Source organism: Flagellimonas halotolerans (assembly GCF_035818535.1).
In the GTDB taxonomy this organism is placed as follows: Bacteria; Bacteroidota; Bacteroidia; order Flavobacteriales; family Flavobacteriaceae; genus Flagellimonas; species Flagellimonas halotolerans.
In genome coordinates this window covers 1-17,082 of the sequence record NZ_JAYKYV010000002.1, presented here as the reverse complement: position 1 = coordinate 17,082, position 17,082 = coordinate 1, and the positions used below count along the sequence as shown (strand labels likewise).

Genomic DNA, 17,082 nt, shown 5'->3' with positions numbered 1-17,082 from the left:
CTCTCGGCATTCGACAAATTAACAAATCACACAAAACCCTGGGTCGTCCGCCAAGTTTTCTGTTGGGTTACGCCAGTAGCCCTCATCATCAATCAAGTTATCTGCATTTTCCGGTCCCCAAGCACCTGCCGCGTAACCATACATACGAACGTCCTTACCGTTTTTCCAGTAGTTTAATATAGGATCTACGAACTCCCAAGCCGCTTCAACCTCATCGGCACGGGCATATAGTGTAGCATCTCCTTGCATCGCGTCCAACAACAAGCGCTCGTAGGCCTCCATCACATAAGTTTCGGCCAAGTTGGCATAGTAAAAATCCAAATTGGCCCGCTCAACTTTAAAGCCCTGCCCAGGCACTTTTACTCCGAACTTAATCAAGATTCCCTCATCGGGTTGGATACGGATAATCAACTTGTTATCCATTTCCTGCATTTCGGAGCCTTTAAAAATTTGATGATGCGGCTTTTTAAAGTGAATCACAATTTCGGTCACTTTGGTGGGCATTCGCTTAGCGGTTCGTACATAAAAAGGAACCCCGTGCCAACGCCAGTTGTCCACATAAAATTTTATCGCGGCATAGGTCTCCGTAGTGGAATTCGGGTCTACCCCATCTTCTTTCCGGTACCCTTTAACGTCTTTCCCATCTACTCTGGAAGCCACATATTGGGCCCTAATGGTATTTTCAAACAGTTCCTTTTCGTCCGTCATTATACGCAACGACTTTAACGCCTTTACTTTTTCATTTCGGATTTCTTCTGCATCTGAGCCAATCGGTGGCTCCATCACTACCAACGAAACAATTTGTAACAAGTGGTTCTGGAACATGTCCCGCAAAGCGCCGGACTTGTCATAATACCCACCACGTTTTTCAACACCTACACTTTCCGCATTGGTAATTTCTACATGCTGAATGTAATTACGGTTCCAAAGGGGTTCAAAAATGCTGTTCGAAAAACGGGTCACCAAAAGATTTTGAACGGTTTCTTTGCCCAAATAATGGTCGATTCGGTATATCTGATGCTCTTTAAAATACTTGTGAAGCCCTTTGTTCAACTCTTTGGCCGTCTCCAAGCTGTAACCGAAAGGTTTTTCCACAATCAAGCGTTTCCAGCCATTGTTTTGGGTGTTCATGCCCGCGTTGGACAGGTTTTGTGATATTGTTTCGTAAAGCGTGGGTGGTGTGGATAGGTAATAAATAATATTTCCTGAAGTGTTGTACTCTTCTTTTAGGGCTTCCACCCGCTTACGCAGGCCGCCATAATCGGTATCGTAGCTATCGCCCAAATCCTCGTAATATAGCTTGTTGGCAAAGCTTTTTACCTTGCTTGCTGTCAGGTCCTTCGTTTTTTCTTTTAAATAATCACTTTCATACACTACACGGTCCCGAAATGCCTCATCGGTCAAATTGCTGCGGCTCACCCCTAGCACCACAAAGTTTTCGGGCAACTGGTCGGCCAAATAAAGGTTGAACAAGGATGGCATTAATTTTCTTGCTGTCAAATCACCTGATGCTCCAAAAATCACGAGCATCTGATTATCTGTCTTTTTCATAGTATTTTCGGTTTCTGGCAGATTGTGCTCTTCTTGACACCATTCATTTTTAATAAGGAGTCATTATCTTTGAGCATCACGAATATAAGGTTTATTTTAGGTTCGTAATTCAAGAAATCACAACCTCAAGGTTGTATCAACACCAAAGAAGAAGAAAAATATATAATGGCAGATACGTATGATTTTGGCCTTGTGGGCCTTGGAGTAATGGGACGTAATTTTATTTTAAATGTAGCTGATAACGGTTTTACTGCATTTGGAAATGATTTGGATAAAGAAAAAGTGGATGCTTTAATCAACGAAGGTGGTGATACCGCAAAAGTGAATGCCGCCACCGATGTAAAAACCTTTGTACTGGCGCTGACCACTCCTCGAAAAATTATGTTATTGGTACCCGCAGGAAAAATTGTGGATAGCGTAATCGATGGTTTGCTGCCCCATTTGGACAAAGGTGATATTATTATTGATGGAGGGAACTCCTTTTATACCGATACTGACCGTCGCGAGGCTTATTTAAAAGAAAAAGGCATTAACTTTTTTGGCGCCGGAGTTTCAGGTGGTGCCGAAGGTGCCAGAAAGGGACCGAGCATTATGCCCGGCGGTTCCAAAGAAGCTTATCAACACGTAAAACCTATTTTTGAAGCTGTGTCCGCAAAATACAACGGCGAACCCTGTGTGGCCTATTTGGGTCCAAAATCCGCAGGGAACTATGTGAAAATGGTGCACAACGGTATCGAATACGGTTTGATGCAGTTGACTTCCGAGATATACGATCTGCTCAAAAAAGCAGGTGGCCTTACCAACGATGAGCTTCACAAAACCTATGCTCGTTGGAATGATGGTCGTTTGCAGTCCTTTTTGGTGGAAATCACTTCGGAAATCTTTGAACAAAAAGATGATTTGACGGATAATGACCTTGTAGATATGATTTTGGACAAGGCCAAACAAAAAGGAACTGGAAAATGGACCTCTCAAAATGCCATGGATTTGGGAATCCCCGTCCCTACCATTGATATTGCAGTGAGCATGCGTGAAATATCCGCTTTAAAATCCGAGCGTATTAAAGCCGATGAGTTGTATGACCGTCCCACACTAAAAGCGGTGGACAAAGATGACTTTACCACAAAAGCGGAGCAGGCCCTTTATTTTGCTTTCATCATTACCTACGCGCAGGGTATGCACCAATTGGCAGATGCCTCCAAAGAATATGGTTACGAACTGGAACTGGGCGAAATTGCCAAAATATGGCGTGCCGGTTGTATAATCCGTGCTGCCTTGTTGGCCGATATTACCGAAGCCTACCAAGCCGACAAAGATTTACAGAACTTGTTGCTCTCCCCTTCTTTTGTAGAAAAAGTACAAAGCACAGTAGATGCAGCACGCGAATTAGTGAGTTATGGCGCCACAAACGGTATTCCTTTGCCGGGCCTTTCCAATGCGCTCACGTATTTTGATGCCTACACCAGTAGCCGTTTGCCATTGAACTTGATACAGGCGCAACGCGATTACTTTGGTTCGCACACCTACGAACGTTTGGACCGCGAAGGTATTTTCCATACGGAGTGGGAGGATTGAATCTAATCAAATGAAAAATCTTCTCCTCCTTCTAACCTATACCCTACTAATAACCTTTGGTTATGGACAGAAGAAACCCTACGTTATTTACAATGCCAAGGGGAAAAAGGTCTCTTACAGAAAAATGCTCAAGACCTTGGAGAAAAAGGATATGGTGTTGTTTGGGGAGCTGCACAACAATCCTATTGCACATTGGTTGCAGTACGAGCTTACCGCTGACCTGCACAACAAGCGAGCACTTATCCTCGGCGCGGAAATGATCGAGGTCGACAACCAAGATGAACTCAACGATTATTTATCGGGTAAAATAGACTACAAAACATTGGATTCCACCGCACGACTGTGGAACAACCATAAAACAGATTATGCTCCTTTGGTGGATTTTGCGAAGGACAGTAGTCTTGTTTTTGTCGCATCCAACGTGCCCAGACGTTACGCCAGTATGGTATACAAAGGTGGTTTTGAAGCCTTGGACTCACTCCCCGACCAAGAAAAAGAATGGATAGCTCCTTTGCCCATTGCTTACGACCCCGAGTTGCCAGGGTATCAAAATATCCTAAAAATGATGGGCGACCACGGTAGTCCCACCTTGGTAATGGCACAGGCCATCAAAGATGCGACCATGGCCCATTTTATCCTTCAAAATTACAAGGAGGGTGCTTTGTTTTTGCATTACAACGGTGCCTACCACTCCAATGATTATGAGGGCATTCTTTGGTACTTGAAATTAAAACGACCCGATTTAGAGTATGGTACCATATCTACCGTGAAGCAAAAAGATGTTCATAAACTGGAGGAAGAAAACACCCAATTGGCTGATTTCATTATTTGTGTGGATCAAAACATGACCACAACATATTAATTCATCTTACACCACTTTTATACGGTTGAACCAAAAAATAAGGAGATAAATTCCCTATTTTTAAGAATCTAAACTAACTAAACGCTTCCTCATGAAAAAATTACTAGTTGCCCTGTTACTTTTTGTGGCCATCATTCCTTTAGGTTTTTGCCAAGTAAAATCCAATTTGGAGCTATTGGACATCTTCAACATGGAATATGTTTCCGACCCTCAAATTTCCCCAGATGGATCTAAAATCATTTATGTTCGGAATTTTAAGGATGTGATGACGGACCGCAATCTTTCCAATCTTTGGATCATCAATTTTGATGGCTCCAACAATCGTCCGTTAACCACAGGAAACCATAACGATTTTGCCCCAAAATGGTCGCACGATGGAACAAAAATTGTTTTCAAGTCCAATATGGCGGATGACAAAATGAAACTCTACCTTATGTGGCTGGATACCAAGGAAACTCTGGCCCTTACCAATACACCACAATCACCGGGGACAGTTTCATGGTCTTATGATGACAAATACTTGGCATTTAATATGTTCGTGCCCGAAGCCAACAAATCCATCATTAAAATGCCTGAAAAGCCCGAGGGCGCCAAATGGAACGAGCCGCCAAAATACATTGATAAAATGAATTACCGTGGCGATGGTGCAGGGTATTACAAAGGTGGCAATTCACAATTGTTTACCTTGCCCATTAGCGGGGGAACGCCAAATCAACTTACATTTTCGGAATTTGACCATGGCAGTCCTATCTGGTCAAAGGACAACACGCATTTATTTTTTAGCGCCAATTTCCATAAAGATGAGGAGTTTGAACCTGCAGACAGCGAAATTTATAGCATTAATGTAAATAATGGTGAAATTAATCCATTAACCGACCGCTACGGTCCTGACGGTAATCCAGTATTGTCGCCAGATGGTTCCAAAATAGCCTATTTAGGGTACGATGACCGTTTGCAAGGATATCAGCTTACCCAATTGTATGTAATGAACACCGATGGGACAGACTCCCAATTAATTTCTGGTGATTTTGATCGTGATGTGGAAGATATGGCTTGGAACAGCAAGGGTAATGGTCTGTATTTTAGCTACACCGATCAAGGAATGGGCAAATTGGCTTCTATGAGCATATCGGGCAAGGTGGATACTATTACCGATGGCTTAGGCGGTTTATCATTAGGTAGGCCTTATAACGCAGCTAGTTTTTCTGCTTCCGCCAACAACAAATTTGCCTACACCTTGGGAGACAAAAGCCATCCATCGGATTTGGGCGTAGCTGATACTCGAAACACAGAGCGTTTGACCCAAGTTAACAATGACCTGTTTTCCTTTAAAAAATTAGGCAATGTGGAAGAAATCTGGTGGGAGTCCTCCTATGATCAACGCAAAATTCAAGGTTGGGTCGTAACCCCTCCCGATTTTGACCCCTCCAAAAAATATCCAATGATCTTGGAAATACACGGTGGGCCGTTTACCAGCTACGGAGCAGTGTACTCTGCCGAAATTCAGGCCTACGCCGCTGAAGGTTATGTGGTTCTCTATGCTAACCCACGTGGAAGTACAAGCTATGGCGAAGAATTTGGAAACTTGATTCACCACGATTATCCCAACCACGATTATGAGGATTTAATGTCCGGCGTGGATGCCGTTTTGGAAAAAGGCTACGTGGACGAAGAAAATCTGTTTGTGACCGGTGGTTCTGGTGGCGGTGTACTTACCGCCTGGATCGTGGGTAAAACCGACCGTTTTAAGGCCGCCGTTGTGGCAAAACCCGTAATTAACTGGACAAGTTTTGTGCTCTATGCAGATGGTGTGCAGTTTTTCTCCAAATATTGGTTCGGAAAAAAACCTTGGGAAGATCCAGAAAACTACATGAGACGCTCACCCCTTACCTATGTGGGCAATGTAACCACACCAACAATGCTGTTAACGGGCGAAGAAGATTACCGTACCCCTATTGCAGAATCGGAGCAGTTTTATGCCGCTCTAAAATTGGAGAACGTTGAAACAGCAATGGTACGTATTCCTGGGGCCGGACATGGTATTGCCAACAAACCCAGTAATTTGGTTGCAAAAATAGCTGCTGTTCTTGCTTGGTTTGAGAAGTACAAAGATGAATGAAGATTACTTGACTTTATAAGCTTTAATTTATCTTCACTAGTCGTAATGGATGCAGTGAATATAACCCTATACCTCCCAACACTTTAGTGTTGACAACACCTTTGAACAATTATTGTTTGTAAAAGAAAATTCAACGAAATTGCCTGAATTGTTAAAATCTTTTCTGAATAAAAAACCGTAGTCATTTGAAAACAACCAATTTCCTTCTTTCTTTTTTACTTATGTTATGTATTAGCTGTCAAACTGAAAAGAAAGAAGCAACCGCAGTCAATCAAACCCAGATTAAAAATTTTACATCTAACGATTATCAAGATTTAGTTGCCCTATTTAAAGCGTGGAGAACCTTCGAAAATCCACCACTTCGCGATGGTGCTCCAGATTACACGGCAGAAACTTTTGAAAAACGTTGGCCAAGGTTCAAAGAATTACAATCAAAACTGCAATCTATCGACACAACAAATTGGTCCGTAGAAAATCAAGTGGATTGGATGATTGTTTGGGCTGAAATGAACGGTTACGACTTTAATCATCGCATTTTAAAGCCTTGGAGCCGAGATCCTGCTTTTTATAAAACGGTTTGGGCCAATAGAAGCGATGTTCCTGCTCACGAGGGGCCAACCAATCATGGTACAACAGAATTATGGACCTACACATTCCCCCTATCCTCAGAAGAAAGGTCTAAACTCTTGTCCGACCTAAAGGTAATTGCGCCATTCAATACACAGGCCAAGAAAAACTTAACCGGAAACGCAAGGGACTTATGGGTAACCGGGATTCGGGACATTCAAAATCAGAGTAGCGTGCTAACCGAATTAAAAAAGAGAACTTCCGTTAAAGATGACTCGGAATTGGTTTCCGTTATAGACGATGCCATAGCTTCTACCAATGACCTTGTGTCTTGGTTGCAGGCTGAATCCGAATCAAAAACCGGGCCTTCGGGCATTGGCAAAGACAATTATACCTGGTATTTACAGAATGTACACTTGGTACCACTAACTTGGGAGGATGAGGTGATGATTCTGAAGCGCGAGCTTGCCCGTGCTTGGACATCTTTAAAATTGGAGGAACACCGAAATAGAAATCTGCCACCTTTGGTGGCTGCGGATTCCCCCGAAGCCTACGACAAAATGGCCGACGAAGCCGCAAATAGCCTGATCAATTTTTTGAATGAACAAGACATTGTAACCGTAAAACCCTATTTTGAACCCGCCCTACGCGAGCATTTAGGTGAATTTATACCCAAGGAGACCCGCAACTTTTTTGCCATTGGTGAGCATTACGACCCAAGACCTCTATTTTCCCATTTTTACCATTGGTTTGAACTAGCACGTATGGATACCGAACCCCATACAAGTGAAATACGCAAAGGCCCTTTGTTATATAACATTTGGGATTCAAGAAATGAGGGGACGGCTACCGCGGTTGAAGAAATGTTTATGCAAGCTGGGTTGTATAATGATAGCCCAAGAACCAAAGAGATTGTGTATATCATGATCGCACAGCGCGCTGCACGGGGTTTGGGATCGTTGTACGCCCACGCCAATGAAATGACCATGGAGGAAGCTGGAGGGATTCACAGTGAGTATACGCCCCGTGGATGGATGAAAACCGAAAAAGAGCTGCTCATTTTTGAACAACACCTGTATTTGCGCCAACCCGGCTATGGAACCAGTTATATTACCGGTAAATATTTATTGGAAAACGCATTGGCCGACTATGCCAAACTGAAAGAATCACAAGGCGAGCCATTTGTGGTAAAAGATTTTTTTGATACCCTGAACAGTATTGGGAGCATCCCAGTTTCATTGGCGCACTGGCAGATGACAGGCAAAAACGATGGCTTGGAAATGATTAAGGAGTGAAATTATAACCTTTTATCAACCAACACTTTAGTGTTGATAACGCTTAATAAGTCTTTTTGCCAGTAACTTAAAATTCTGCGAACTTCGGTTCTTCTACTGAACTTGGTTCAGTATCGGTCGATATAAATAATTTAAACGAATCATATCTTAAACGATAACGAAACATTCTCCCACCCCCAGCTTTACATCAAAAAAAACAAAATGGCATCCGATTGGCTTAAAAAGTGGAACACCAAATTTGGACAAACTAAATATGCATACGGCACCTGGCCCAACAAGTATTTAAAGGAAAAACTAGCTACCCTACCAACAGGTACCATACTTTTCCCTGCCGAGGGAGAGGGGCGCAATGCCGTACATGCCGCCCAATTGGGCTGGGAAGTCTCCGCTTTCGACATCAGCGAAGTAGGACAACAAAAAGCATTGAAACTGGCTGAGAAAAAAAAGGTTTCCATTGACTATCAGGTTGGAGAACTCCCCAATTTGGGCTACCGCGAAGAACAGTTCAACGCCATCGCCTTGATCTATGCCCACTTCCCTCCCAACATCCGTTCGGGCTATCATAAATTGTTGCACAGCTACTTAAAAAAAGGAGGAACCATCATTTTTGAGGCATTCAGTAAGGCGCATTTGGCATATAAAAAGAAAAATCCAAGCGTAGGTGGCCCCGGTAATCTGGATGCTTTATTTTCCATAGAAGAACTACAATCCGATTTTACCGACTACGAAATCTTGGAACTCAAACAAACCACAGTGGAGCTCAACGAAGGCGATGGTCATGTGGGCACGGGTTCCGTAATACGATTTTTGGGCAGGAAGAAATAGTTGATGCTTTTCTATACGGTTGATCCTAACTTGGGTCTATTTGAAGGTTTTGGCCCCTAAAATCCTTAGTTTTATCGCAAAACAGATGGTTTTACCGGTGTTGACATAAAGGTGACATACAAATGTCGTGGTACTGTCGTGCCTCCACAGATACCTTTGTTCCAGAATTTAAAACCAAAAATTATGAAGAATTCATCAATTGGGGAACGACTCAAGTATCAACGAAAAATTAAGGGGTATTCACAAGAAGAATTGGCCCACAGAACCAATGTCACGGTACGCACCATTCAACGCATCGAAAAAGAAGAGGTCTCTCCGCACCTAAATACCATTAAACTCTTGGCAGTAGCCTTGGAGATAGAAGTAGATGAGCTGGTTCCATTGGAAAATCCAAAGGAGGAAACAATTAAAAAGAAATGGTTGCTCTTAATGCACGCTACTCCCCTGACCGGAATATTCCTCCCTTTGCTCAATGTCCTCATCCCACTTTTTCTGTGGATCCATAAACGGGAGGACAACCCAATGTATGACAAGCATGGTATTAAGGTGATTAACTTTCAGATGACGGTGCTTATTTTGGCCATCTTGTCGTTTGTTGGTTTACTGACCATCGAGAAATGGGGATTTATCATTTTTATTTCCGTGGTACCCATTTGCATCGGCATTATCATCTTCAACATCATTTACGTGGTCCAAAAAAACAAGTGCTACTACCCCTTTTCCATTCCTTTTTTAAGGTTGAAAAAGAATAAAACGCTTGGTCTGTTACTCATGGTAGGTTTATCCATATTCTGCAGTTGTTCAAATCCAAAACAGGAAACCATTGAACGATTGGATGGTTCGTTGATTTCTAAAGATTCCATTACCAAAAAGATTGACCAGTTGATGGCAGATACCCAAATATACGGCATGGCCATATCCATTTTTGATGACAACCAACCCGTGTATCAAAAGGTTTTTGGCTATAAGGATTATCCCAATAAAACAGTTTTGACAGATTCAACCAACATTTACGGAGCCTCGTTCAGTAAAGCCGTATTTGGGGTTTTGACAATGAAAATGGTCGAGGATGGTGTGATTGATCTGGACACACCCTTGGAGTCGTACCTGCCCAAAAAAATATACGAGTACGAACCTCAGACCCGTTGGCACGATGACTTTTCCAGTTTGAAGGAAGATTCACTGTACCATAAAATTACGGCAAGGATGTGCCTAGACCATACTACTGGGTTCAAAAATTACAGATGGTTTGAGGAAGACAACAAATTAAGGGTGCACCATACTCCTGGAACAAAATATGGCTACAGTGGGGAGGGTTTTATCTATTTGCAAGTTGTTCTTGAAAAATTAACAGGCAAAGGATTGGAACAGCTTGCCCAAGAAAATATTTTTGAACCCTTGGGCATGGAAAACTCTGCCTACGAATGGAAAACGAGGTTTGACCAGGATTTTGCACTTGGACACAACGAAAAGGGGGAATCCCTCAAAAAAGACAAGGATAACGAGCCCAGAGGTGGCGGAACCTTGGAAACCACGGCAAAGGACTACACCAAATTCTTGACTGCGGTGCTCAATCAAAAATTGATCAGCAAGGAATCTTACGATGAGATCTTTAGTCCGCACATCAGAATTCGCTCTGAAAAACAATTTGGAGATAAGGCCAATACCATTACGGATAAATATGATTCAATACGTTTGGGGTATGGCCTGGGCTGGGGCTATTTTGAAACACCGCATGGCAAAGCTGTTTTTAAAGAAGGGCACGGAAGCGGATTTGTACACCATTCCGTACTTTTTCCAGAATCAGGAAAAGGAATTATGATCATGACCAATTTTGAACGTGGCAACAGCATTTTTAAGGAGTTGCTCGAAGTCACCTTGAAAGACGTGTACACACCATGGGAGTGGGAGAATTATATTCCGTATGGTAAATAAACCACTATGGGTTTGAAAACCATAGTTTAAAGAAAAGAATAAAATTCTTTGTCATCCAGTATCAAACCCTCCCTTAATCTCCCGAAACAGATTCGGGACAGGCTCTCCAAAGAGAGAAACTTCTCCCCTTTGGGGAGACTGGAGAGGGGACCATCCAAAAAAATTATAGAAACTAAAGTAACTGCAATGAAACCTGACTGCCATCAGGCATGTTTGCATGCCTGCTTTGATACTTCGGAGGTTTTAAAATGATTTAATCCAATCAATCGGTTGGGGCTTGGATTTGAAGAAAGGTGAGGCAAAATTTTCATGCTTTGGTAATTTGATAGTGCACAAAAAATCACCTAACTTGTTTTGCCATAACCAAATAACCAGACTATGAAACCAATTTCTTTTCTCATCTCCCTGATCGCCCTGATTATTCTAGCCAGTTGTTCCCAACCCAAAAACTTTGATGTCCTTATTAAAAACGGACAAATCGTGGATGGCTCTGGGGGTCCTTCGTACATAGGGGATTTGGGAATCAATGCCGATACCATTGCAGCTATCGGAAATATTGGAAAAGCCTCAGGAACTATGGAGATAGATGCCACTGGATTGGCAGTTTCTCCTGGATTTATAAACATGCTCAGTTGGGCCACGGAATCCTTGATCGAGGACGGTAGGTCTATGGCCGATATAAAACAAGGCGTGACTTTGGAGGTGTTTGGCGAAGGTTGGTCCATGGGGCCGCTTAACGAATCCATGAAAAAAGAGGAACAGGAAAGTCAAGGGGACATAAAGTATGGTATTGAGTGGAACAGCTTGAACGAATATTTGGAATATCTCACAACCAAGGGGGTTTCTCCGAACGTGGCCTCTTTTGTGGGAGCCACCACCTTGCGGATAAACACTGTAGGTTATGAAAACCGTGCCCCTACTCCACAGGAGTTGGATTCTATGAAATTGATGGTAAAACAAGCCATGGAAGAAGGTGCCCTCGGCGTGGGTTCCTCTTTGATCTATGCGCCTGCATTTTATTCCAGCACCGAAGAATTGATTGAACTCTGCAAAGTCGCCGCCGAGTATGATGGCATGTACATCAGCCACATGCGTAGCGAAGGTTCTCGTTTATTGGAGAGTTTGGATGAGTTGATTCAGATTGCAGATGAAGCTGGTATTAGGGCAGAAATCTACCACCTAAAGCAAAGCGGCAAGGAAAATTGGCACAAGTTTGATGATGTAGTGGCCAAAGTGGACTCTGCCAATGCCGCTGGACTCCATATTACGGCCAATATGTACAATTATGTGGCTGGTGCCACTGGTTTGGATGCCTCAATGCCGCCATGGGTGCAAGAAGGCGGATACGATAAATGGGCAGAACGTTTGCAGGACCCCGCCATTCGTAAAAAAGTGAAAGAAGAAATGACCACACCTACGGATGAATGGGAAAGTTTGATGCAAGCTGCAGGCGACCCCAGTAAAATCCTGTTGGTAGGTTTTAAGGCGGATTCTTTAAAATATCTTACCGGAAAAACATTAAAAGAAGTGGCGGAAATGCGTGGCACTTCGCCCGAGGAAACTGCCATGGACTTGGTAGTGCAAGATGGTAGCCGTGTAGGAACCATTTATTTTTTAATGTCCGAAGACAATGTGAAAAAGCAAATAGCACTGCCTTGGATGAGTTTTGGTTCCGATGCAGGCTCTCCAGCCACAGAAGGTATCTTCTTAAAATCGAGCACTCACCCCAGAGCTTACGGAAACGTGGCTCGTTTGTTAGGCAAATATGTGCGGGATGAAAAGGTGATTTCCTTGGAAGAAGCTGTGCATAAATTATCTCAATTGCCCGCAACCCATCTTGAAATACAAAAACGGGGCAGCCTTACCGAAGGTAATTATGCCGATGTGGTTTTGTTTGACCCCGCTACCATTATCGACAAAGCCACTTTTGAAGACCCTCACCAATATTCCGAAGGGGTGAAACATGTTTTTGTGAACGGCGCCCAAGTACTAAAGGATGGCGAGCATACCGGAGAAACACCAGGGCGTGTTGTTCGTGGGCCTGGATATAAAAATGAGTGACCGGATGTTTCTTGTAGATAACCGAGGGAATTTTCAGTGAGCTTCATTACCTGTGCCGGATTGATTGCTTAAGCATTATTAAAACGATGTTTAGCTTAATCGTTGGGAGTAAATAAAGGTTTGCCACATTCAAGAATAAGTATCGTCTTTGTTGAAATCAATGTTCAATATAATGAAGACATTCAAAATCTTATTTATCCTACTATTTTTATTTCTTTCTACATCTTGTACCAACCAAAAGAAAAAAACTGCTTCTACTGAATTAAAAACCAAAATCGACAATTACCTTTCCAAAACAATGCGATTGCACAACATTCCCGGATTGGCTTTGGCCGTTGTTGAGGGCGATAGCATAATTTATGAAAATTACTTTGGGAAAGCCTCTTTGGAAAACAATGTCCAAGTTGATAAAAATACATTGTTCAGAATTTTTTCGGCAACTAAACTTATCACATCAACAGGAGTATTTCAGCTTATCCAAGACGGAAAACTAAATTTGGATGATGCAATTTCAATCTATCTGGATGATTTACCACCACAATGGCAGGAAATTAAAATTAAAAATCTTTTAAGTCATTCTTCCGGTTTACCGGACATCATAAAATACGAAAGCACTTTATCTGATAAAGCGTTAATGGAAAAGCTTGCAAAAGATAAAATGGACTTTGTTACCGGAAATCAATTCAGGTATAACCAAACGAACTATTGGTTGCTTGCTCAAATTATTGAGAAAATAACAGGGTTGCCGTTTGATGAATATGTGCTTGACAATCAATTTGAAAATCCGAAAAATGGGGTTTTATTTTCTTCCAACTCGCAAGAAAGCATCCCAAATCGTGCTACTAGATATTTTTATAATGATGAAACAAAAGCATTTGAAAAAGACACGAATAACAATGGTATAAGAGGACATTCCGGAAATGGACTTAACATCACACTTGAAAGATTCATTGAATGGAACAAAAGATTGGATAAAAATTTACTTCTGGATAAACAAACCAAATCTAAAATGTGGACACCGTTCAATTTTGTAAATCAAAAGGACAATTTTTTATATGGTTGGGGCAATTACCCAGTGAACGGATTAAAATCTTATGGATTTTCAGGTGGAAATTTAGCTGCTTTCAGAAAATTTGCGGACAATAAAACAACAATTATTTTATTATCGAATGGATATGAAATTCCTGCCTATGACATTATTGTAAATGATGTTGCAAGAATTGTAATTCCACAAATAAAAGGTTCAACCTTAGAAGAAGATGTTATGGGCCTTACCTTAAAAGGTGAATTTGGCAAGGCTGCAGAATCATTCAAAAAACTTAAGGAAGAAAACCCGCTTTCCAATTTTGATAACTTAAAATGGAATATTAACAGCATAGGGAATTCGTACCTGTTCAGCGAAAATTATAATGAAAAAGCACTTGAAGTATTCAAATTTAATGCGGAGGCCAACCCAAAATGGTGGGTGGCTTTGGCTGGGTTAGCGGAAATCTATGAAAAGCGAAAGGATACTTTAAATGCGATTACAAACTATCAAAAAGCAATTTCGTTAAATAAAAACGATGAATGGAGCTATAATGAACAGATGGAAAATAAAATTAACGAACTGAAAAATAATTGACCTAAAAATTGTCGGATCCGGGCGGTGGAATCAGGGCTATTTCATCATAAGAATTTATTTTCTCATTGTCCGAAGCATAATTCTGGTTCACTGCAACGGTTACTTTGGAAATGGATTTAAGTTCTGGATATGTATTTTCTAGAAATTTTTTGAGTTCCCCTACAGTATTTGGAATTTTTCTTCCACTTAAACTTGCTGTTGGAACAGATAGTGTAGGCGTTCCAATAATATCTTTAGTGGCACCGAACAAAAGTATAGTCATAATATCAACCTATTAGTGTTATTGTTTGTTGTTGGTTAGATAGGTTGGTAGGTTTTTATTGGTGTGAAAATATTAAAAATAGCTTGTATCCCTATTATTTTAACAAGCCCATCTTTCTTTTAACTTTTCTTTAATTTAATTCTTGAGGTTACAAATACTTTTCGGTCAATTTCAACGTTGTGCATGCAGAACCTTAACTTTTATGAAAATGAAAAGCATACTTCAGTTTACATTCCCAATATTGTTTAGCCTTATTTTATTTTCTTGCGGAAATGCAGATGATGATGTCAGTTTTGATATTAACGACAAGGAACTGGGACTTGGTGAAGAACCGGATGATTGCCTAGGTTTTGGGGAAAACGAACTTTTGTTGTCCATACAAGATGAATTCACCACTTTGCCCGGAAAAGTTTCCGTGCTATTCAGAGTTTCAGATTTGATGGGGAATCCTATCTCAGGATTATCTGCCGAACAGTTCTCCATATACGAACAAGGACGAAACGATGACTGTTTTGAACCCATATCCCCTTCTGAATCCTTTGCCCGAATTTCCCCAAACTCACAGATATTCAACAACAACACCCTTTTAGTGCTGGACTTGAGCAATAGCGTATTGGAAAGTAGTTTGGACGAATTAAAGGCGGCAACCACCAGTTTCATCAACAATGTAATGCCAACCCCAACTACGGAGTCCTTTAAAATGGCCATTTATTGGTTTGATGGAGAAGACGAACTTCATTTATTAAACCCCTTGACACCTTCCGCTGCCGAATTGACAGCTTCCGTAGATGGTATCACAATGGATATCAGCAACGACCCATCTACTGATTTGTACGGCGCCGTGATTAAATCAACAGACATTGCCGAGGGCTTGCTTGATGAAAACTCAGAAGTAATCAACGCGGCATCCGTGGTATTGTTCACCGATGGAACCGATCAAGCTTCGAGATACAAAGAATCCGATGCTTTACGTGCAGTTGAGGAAGCCGATAGCAATATTTCCTACTTCACTATTGGACTAGGAGCCGAAATAGATACCGAAGTTTTGGAGCAAATCGGGAAAACAGCCAGTGTTTTTGCCAGTAATTCAGAAGAATTGGAGAATACCTTCAACGATATCTCACAACGTGTAGAGGAACAAGCGGGAAGCTACTACCTTTTTGAATACTGCACCCCAAAACGTGATGGAAGTGGCGAAAGTAACCTAGTAATCCAGTTGACGCACAACAGCCTAAAAGGAGCTGTTCAGACCAAGTTTAGCGCCAATGGTTTTACCGGTGGTTGCGAATAGGTTCTAGTACTATAGCGGCTAGTTAATTTTTGGATTAATCGTATCTTGTTCAACAATTAAACTAAACATTCATATGATAACCCAAAGAAAAACGATTTACACATTTATTTGCACCCTACTTTTAGGTTTTACAAGCAATATTTATGCCCAGCACATCAGTCCGTTAGAGGGAAGGTGGGATCTGGAAATAGATTTTATGGGGAAGACCTCCCCTTCTTGGCTGGAAATTAAACATTCGGGAACAGCGACACTTTTGGGCCGTTTTGTCTTCGCTTTTGGTAGCGCAAGACCCATTGCCGAAATAGAAACTTATGGAGACAATAAATTTACCTTTAGTATTCCCAACCAATGGGAGCCCAAGGGAAGCGACATGATCTTTCATGGTGAATTGCAGGGTGAAACATTAAAAGGCACATTAATTTACACGGATGGTTCCGTAATTGATTGGACTGGCGTAAAAGCACCGGAATTGGAATACACCGAGAATCCAAAATGGGGGAAAACCATTGATGTGTTCAACGGAAAAGACCTTTCGGGTTGGCATGTAGATGGCGAAAAAAACCAATGGGTGGTTAAGGACGGTATTTTGACCAGTCCAGAATCAGGCTCCAACCTGATTACGGATGAAAAATTCCAAGACTTTAAACTACACGTTGAATTTCGTTACCCAAAAGGAAGTAACAGTGGTATCTACTTGCGCGGACGCTACGAAGTTCAGATTGTGGATAGCGAAGGTTTGGAACCATCGGACATCTATTTAGGTGGTGTTTATGGTTTTTTGGAACCGAATGAGAACGCATCCAAACCTGCCGGTGAATGGCAGACCTATGATATTACTTTGATAGGACGAAGGGTTACCATAACGCTAAACGGAAAAACAGTGATTTCCGATGCCACCATTCCAGGAATTACTGGAGGTGCTTTGGACAGTAAAGAAGGGGAACCCGGTCCATTTATGATCCAAGGAGACCACGGCCCTATTGAATATAGAAGTTTTGAAGTGACCCCATTAAAGAATTAAGAATTCAACATTCATATAAAAAAGAAGCTGTCTCATAACCGGGACAGCTTTTTTATTGAATATACAGGAGCATTTGCTTGTTTTCATCCTGTATTTA

12 protein-coding genes are annotated in these 17,082 nt (G+C 41.7%); 10 read left to right on the top strand and 2 right to left on the bottom strand.

The features are described 5' to 3' along the window. Positions 1-18: 18 nt before the first annotated feature. Positions 19-1,551, bottom strand: a complete 1,533-nt coding sequence (gene zwf / locus VM932_RS03230) for a glucose-6-phosphate dehydrogenase (protein ID WP_326277138.1) — start codon at positions 1,549-1,551, stop codon at positions 19-21. 165 nt (positions 1,552-1,716) lie between these two features. Here zwf and gndA point away from each other — a divergent pair, with 165 nt between their 5' ends. The 8 genes from gndA (at position 1,717) to VM932_RS03190 (ending at position 14,411) form a co-directional block, all read left to right on the top strand. Beyond that, the gene (gndA, locus tag VM932_RS03225) at positions 1,717-3,126 is read left to right on the top strand and encodes an NADP-dependent phosphogluconate dehydrogenase (RefSeq protein WP_326277137.1); all 1,410 of its coding nucleotides are present in this window, start codon (positions 1,717-1,719) and stop codon (positions 3,124-3,126) included. A 10-nt stretch (positions 3,127-3,136) separates the two neighbouring features. Next, positions 3,137-3,988: a ChaN family lipoprotein gene (locus tag VM932_RS03220; protein WP_326277136.1), complete on the top strand. Its 852-nt coding sequence runs from the start codon at positions 3,137-3,139 to the stop codon at positions 3,986-3,988. A 91-nt stretch (positions 3,989-4,079) separates the two neighbouring features. Next, positions 4,080-6,107 (top strand): S9 family peptidase, encoded by a 2,028-nt coding sequence (locus VM932_RS03215; RefSeq protein WP_326277135.1) that lies wholly within the window; start codon positions 4,080-4,082, stop codon positions 6,105-6,107. Between the two features lie 185 nt (positions 6,108-6,292). Beyond that, positions 6,293-7,969, top strand: coding sequence for a hypothetical protein (locus tag VM932_RS03210; RefSeq protein WP_326277134.1), 1,677 nt, complete (start codon positions 6,293-6,295; stop codon positions 7,967-7,969). 201 nt (positions 7,970-8,170) lie between these two features. After that, the gene (locus tag VM932_RS03205; RefSeq protein WP_326277133.1) at positions 8,171-8,794 is read left to right on the top strand and encodes a class I SAM-dependent methyltransferase; all 624 of its coding nucleotides are present in this window, start codon (positions 8,171-8,173) and stop codon (positions 8,792-8,794) included. A gap of 183 nt (positions 8,795-8,977) precedes the next feature. After that, complete coding sequence (locus VM932_RS03200) at positions 8,978-10,729, top strand: serine hydrolase (protein ID WP_326277132.1); 1,752 nt, start codon at positions 8,978-8,980, stop codon at positions 10,727-10,729. 378 nt (positions 10,730-11,107) lie between these two features. After that, positions 11,108-12,790: an N-acyl-D-amino-acid deacylase family protein gene (locus tag VM932_RS03195; protein WP_326277131.1), complete on the top strand. Its 1,683-nt coding sequence runs from the start codon at positions 11,108-11,110 to the stop codon at positions 12,788-12,790. Between the two features lie 172 nt (positions 12,791-12,962). Next, entirely contained in the window at positions 12,963-14,411 is a 1,449-nt protein-coding gene (locus VM932_RS03190; protein WP_326277130.1) for a serine hydrolase domain-containing protein, read from the top strand. A 1-nt stretch (position 14,412) separates the two neighbouring features. Here the strand turns inward: VM932_RS03190 and VM932_RS03185 are convergent, their stop codons facing one another. After that, positions 14,413-14,673, bottom strand: coding sequence for a MoaD/ThiS family protein (locus VM932_RS03185; RefSeq protein ID WP_326277129.1), 261 nt, complete (start codon positions 14,671-14,673; stop codon positions 14,413-14,415). A 208-nt stretch (positions 14,674-14,881) separates the two neighbouring features. On the opposite strand from VM932_RS03185, the gene VM932_RS03180 reads away from it, so the two are divergent. Further along, positions 14,882-15,964, top strand: coding sequence for a vWA domain-containing protein (locus VM932_RS03180; protein ID WP_326277128.1), 1,083 nt, complete (start codon positions 14,882-14,884; stop codon positions 15,962-15,964). A 73-nt stretch (positions 15,965-16,037) separates the two neighbouring features. Next, on the top strand, positions 16,038-16,985 hold the full coding sequence (locus VM932_RS03175) for a 3-keto-disaccharide hydrolase (RefSeq protein WP_326277127.1): 948 nt from the start codon (positions 16,038-16,040) through the stop codon (positions 16,983-16,985). The last annotated feature ends 97 nt before the right edge of the window (positions 16,986-17,082 follow it).

Excerpts from the sequence above, each read along its gene's own strand:
- VM932_RS03195 (WP_326277131.1), top strand. The coding sequence starts at position 11,108 with ATGAAACCAATTTCTTTTCTCATCTCCCTGATCGCCCTGATTATTCTA.
- VM932_RS03190 (WP_326277130.1), top strand. The coding sequence starts at position 12,963 with ATGAAGACATTCAAAATCTTATTTATCCTACTATTTTTATTTCTTTCT.
- VM932_RS03220 (WP_326277136.1), top strand. The coding sequence starts at position 3,137 with ATGAAAAATCTTCTCCTCCTTCTAACCTATACCCTACTAATAACCTTT.
- zwf (WP_326277138.1), bottom strand. The coding sequence starts at position 1,551 with ATGAAAAAGACAGATAATCAGATGCTCGTGATTTTTGGAGCATCAGGT.
- VM932_RS03180 (WP_326277128.1), top strand. The coding sequence starts at position 14,882 with ATGAAAAGCATACTTCAGTTTACATTCCCAATATTGTTTAGCCTTATT.
- VM932_RS03205 (WP_326277133.1), top strand. The coding sequence starts at position 8,171 with ATGGCATCCGATTGGCTTAAAAAGTGGAACACCAAATTTGGACAAACT.
- gndA (WP_326277137.1), top strand. The coding sequence starts at position 1,717 with ATGGCAGATACGTATGATTTTGGCCTTGTGGGCCTTGGAGTAATGGGA.
- VM932_RS03200 (WP_326277132.1), top strand. The coding sequence starts at position 8,978 with ATGAAGAATTCATCAATTGGGGAACGACTCAAGTATCAACGAAAAATT.
- VM932_RS03185 (WP_326277129.1), bottom strand. The coding sequence starts at position 14,673 with ATGACTATACTTTTGTTCGGTGCCACTAAAGATATTATTGGAACGCCT.
- VM932_RS03215 (WP_326277135.1), top strand. The coding sequence starts at position 4,080 with ATGAAAAAATTACTAGTTGCCCTGTTACTTTTTGTGGCCATCATTCCT.
- VM932_RS03175 (WP_326277127.1), top strand. The coding sequence starts at position 16,038 with ATGATAACCCAAAGAAAAACGATTTACACATTTATTTGCACCCTACTT.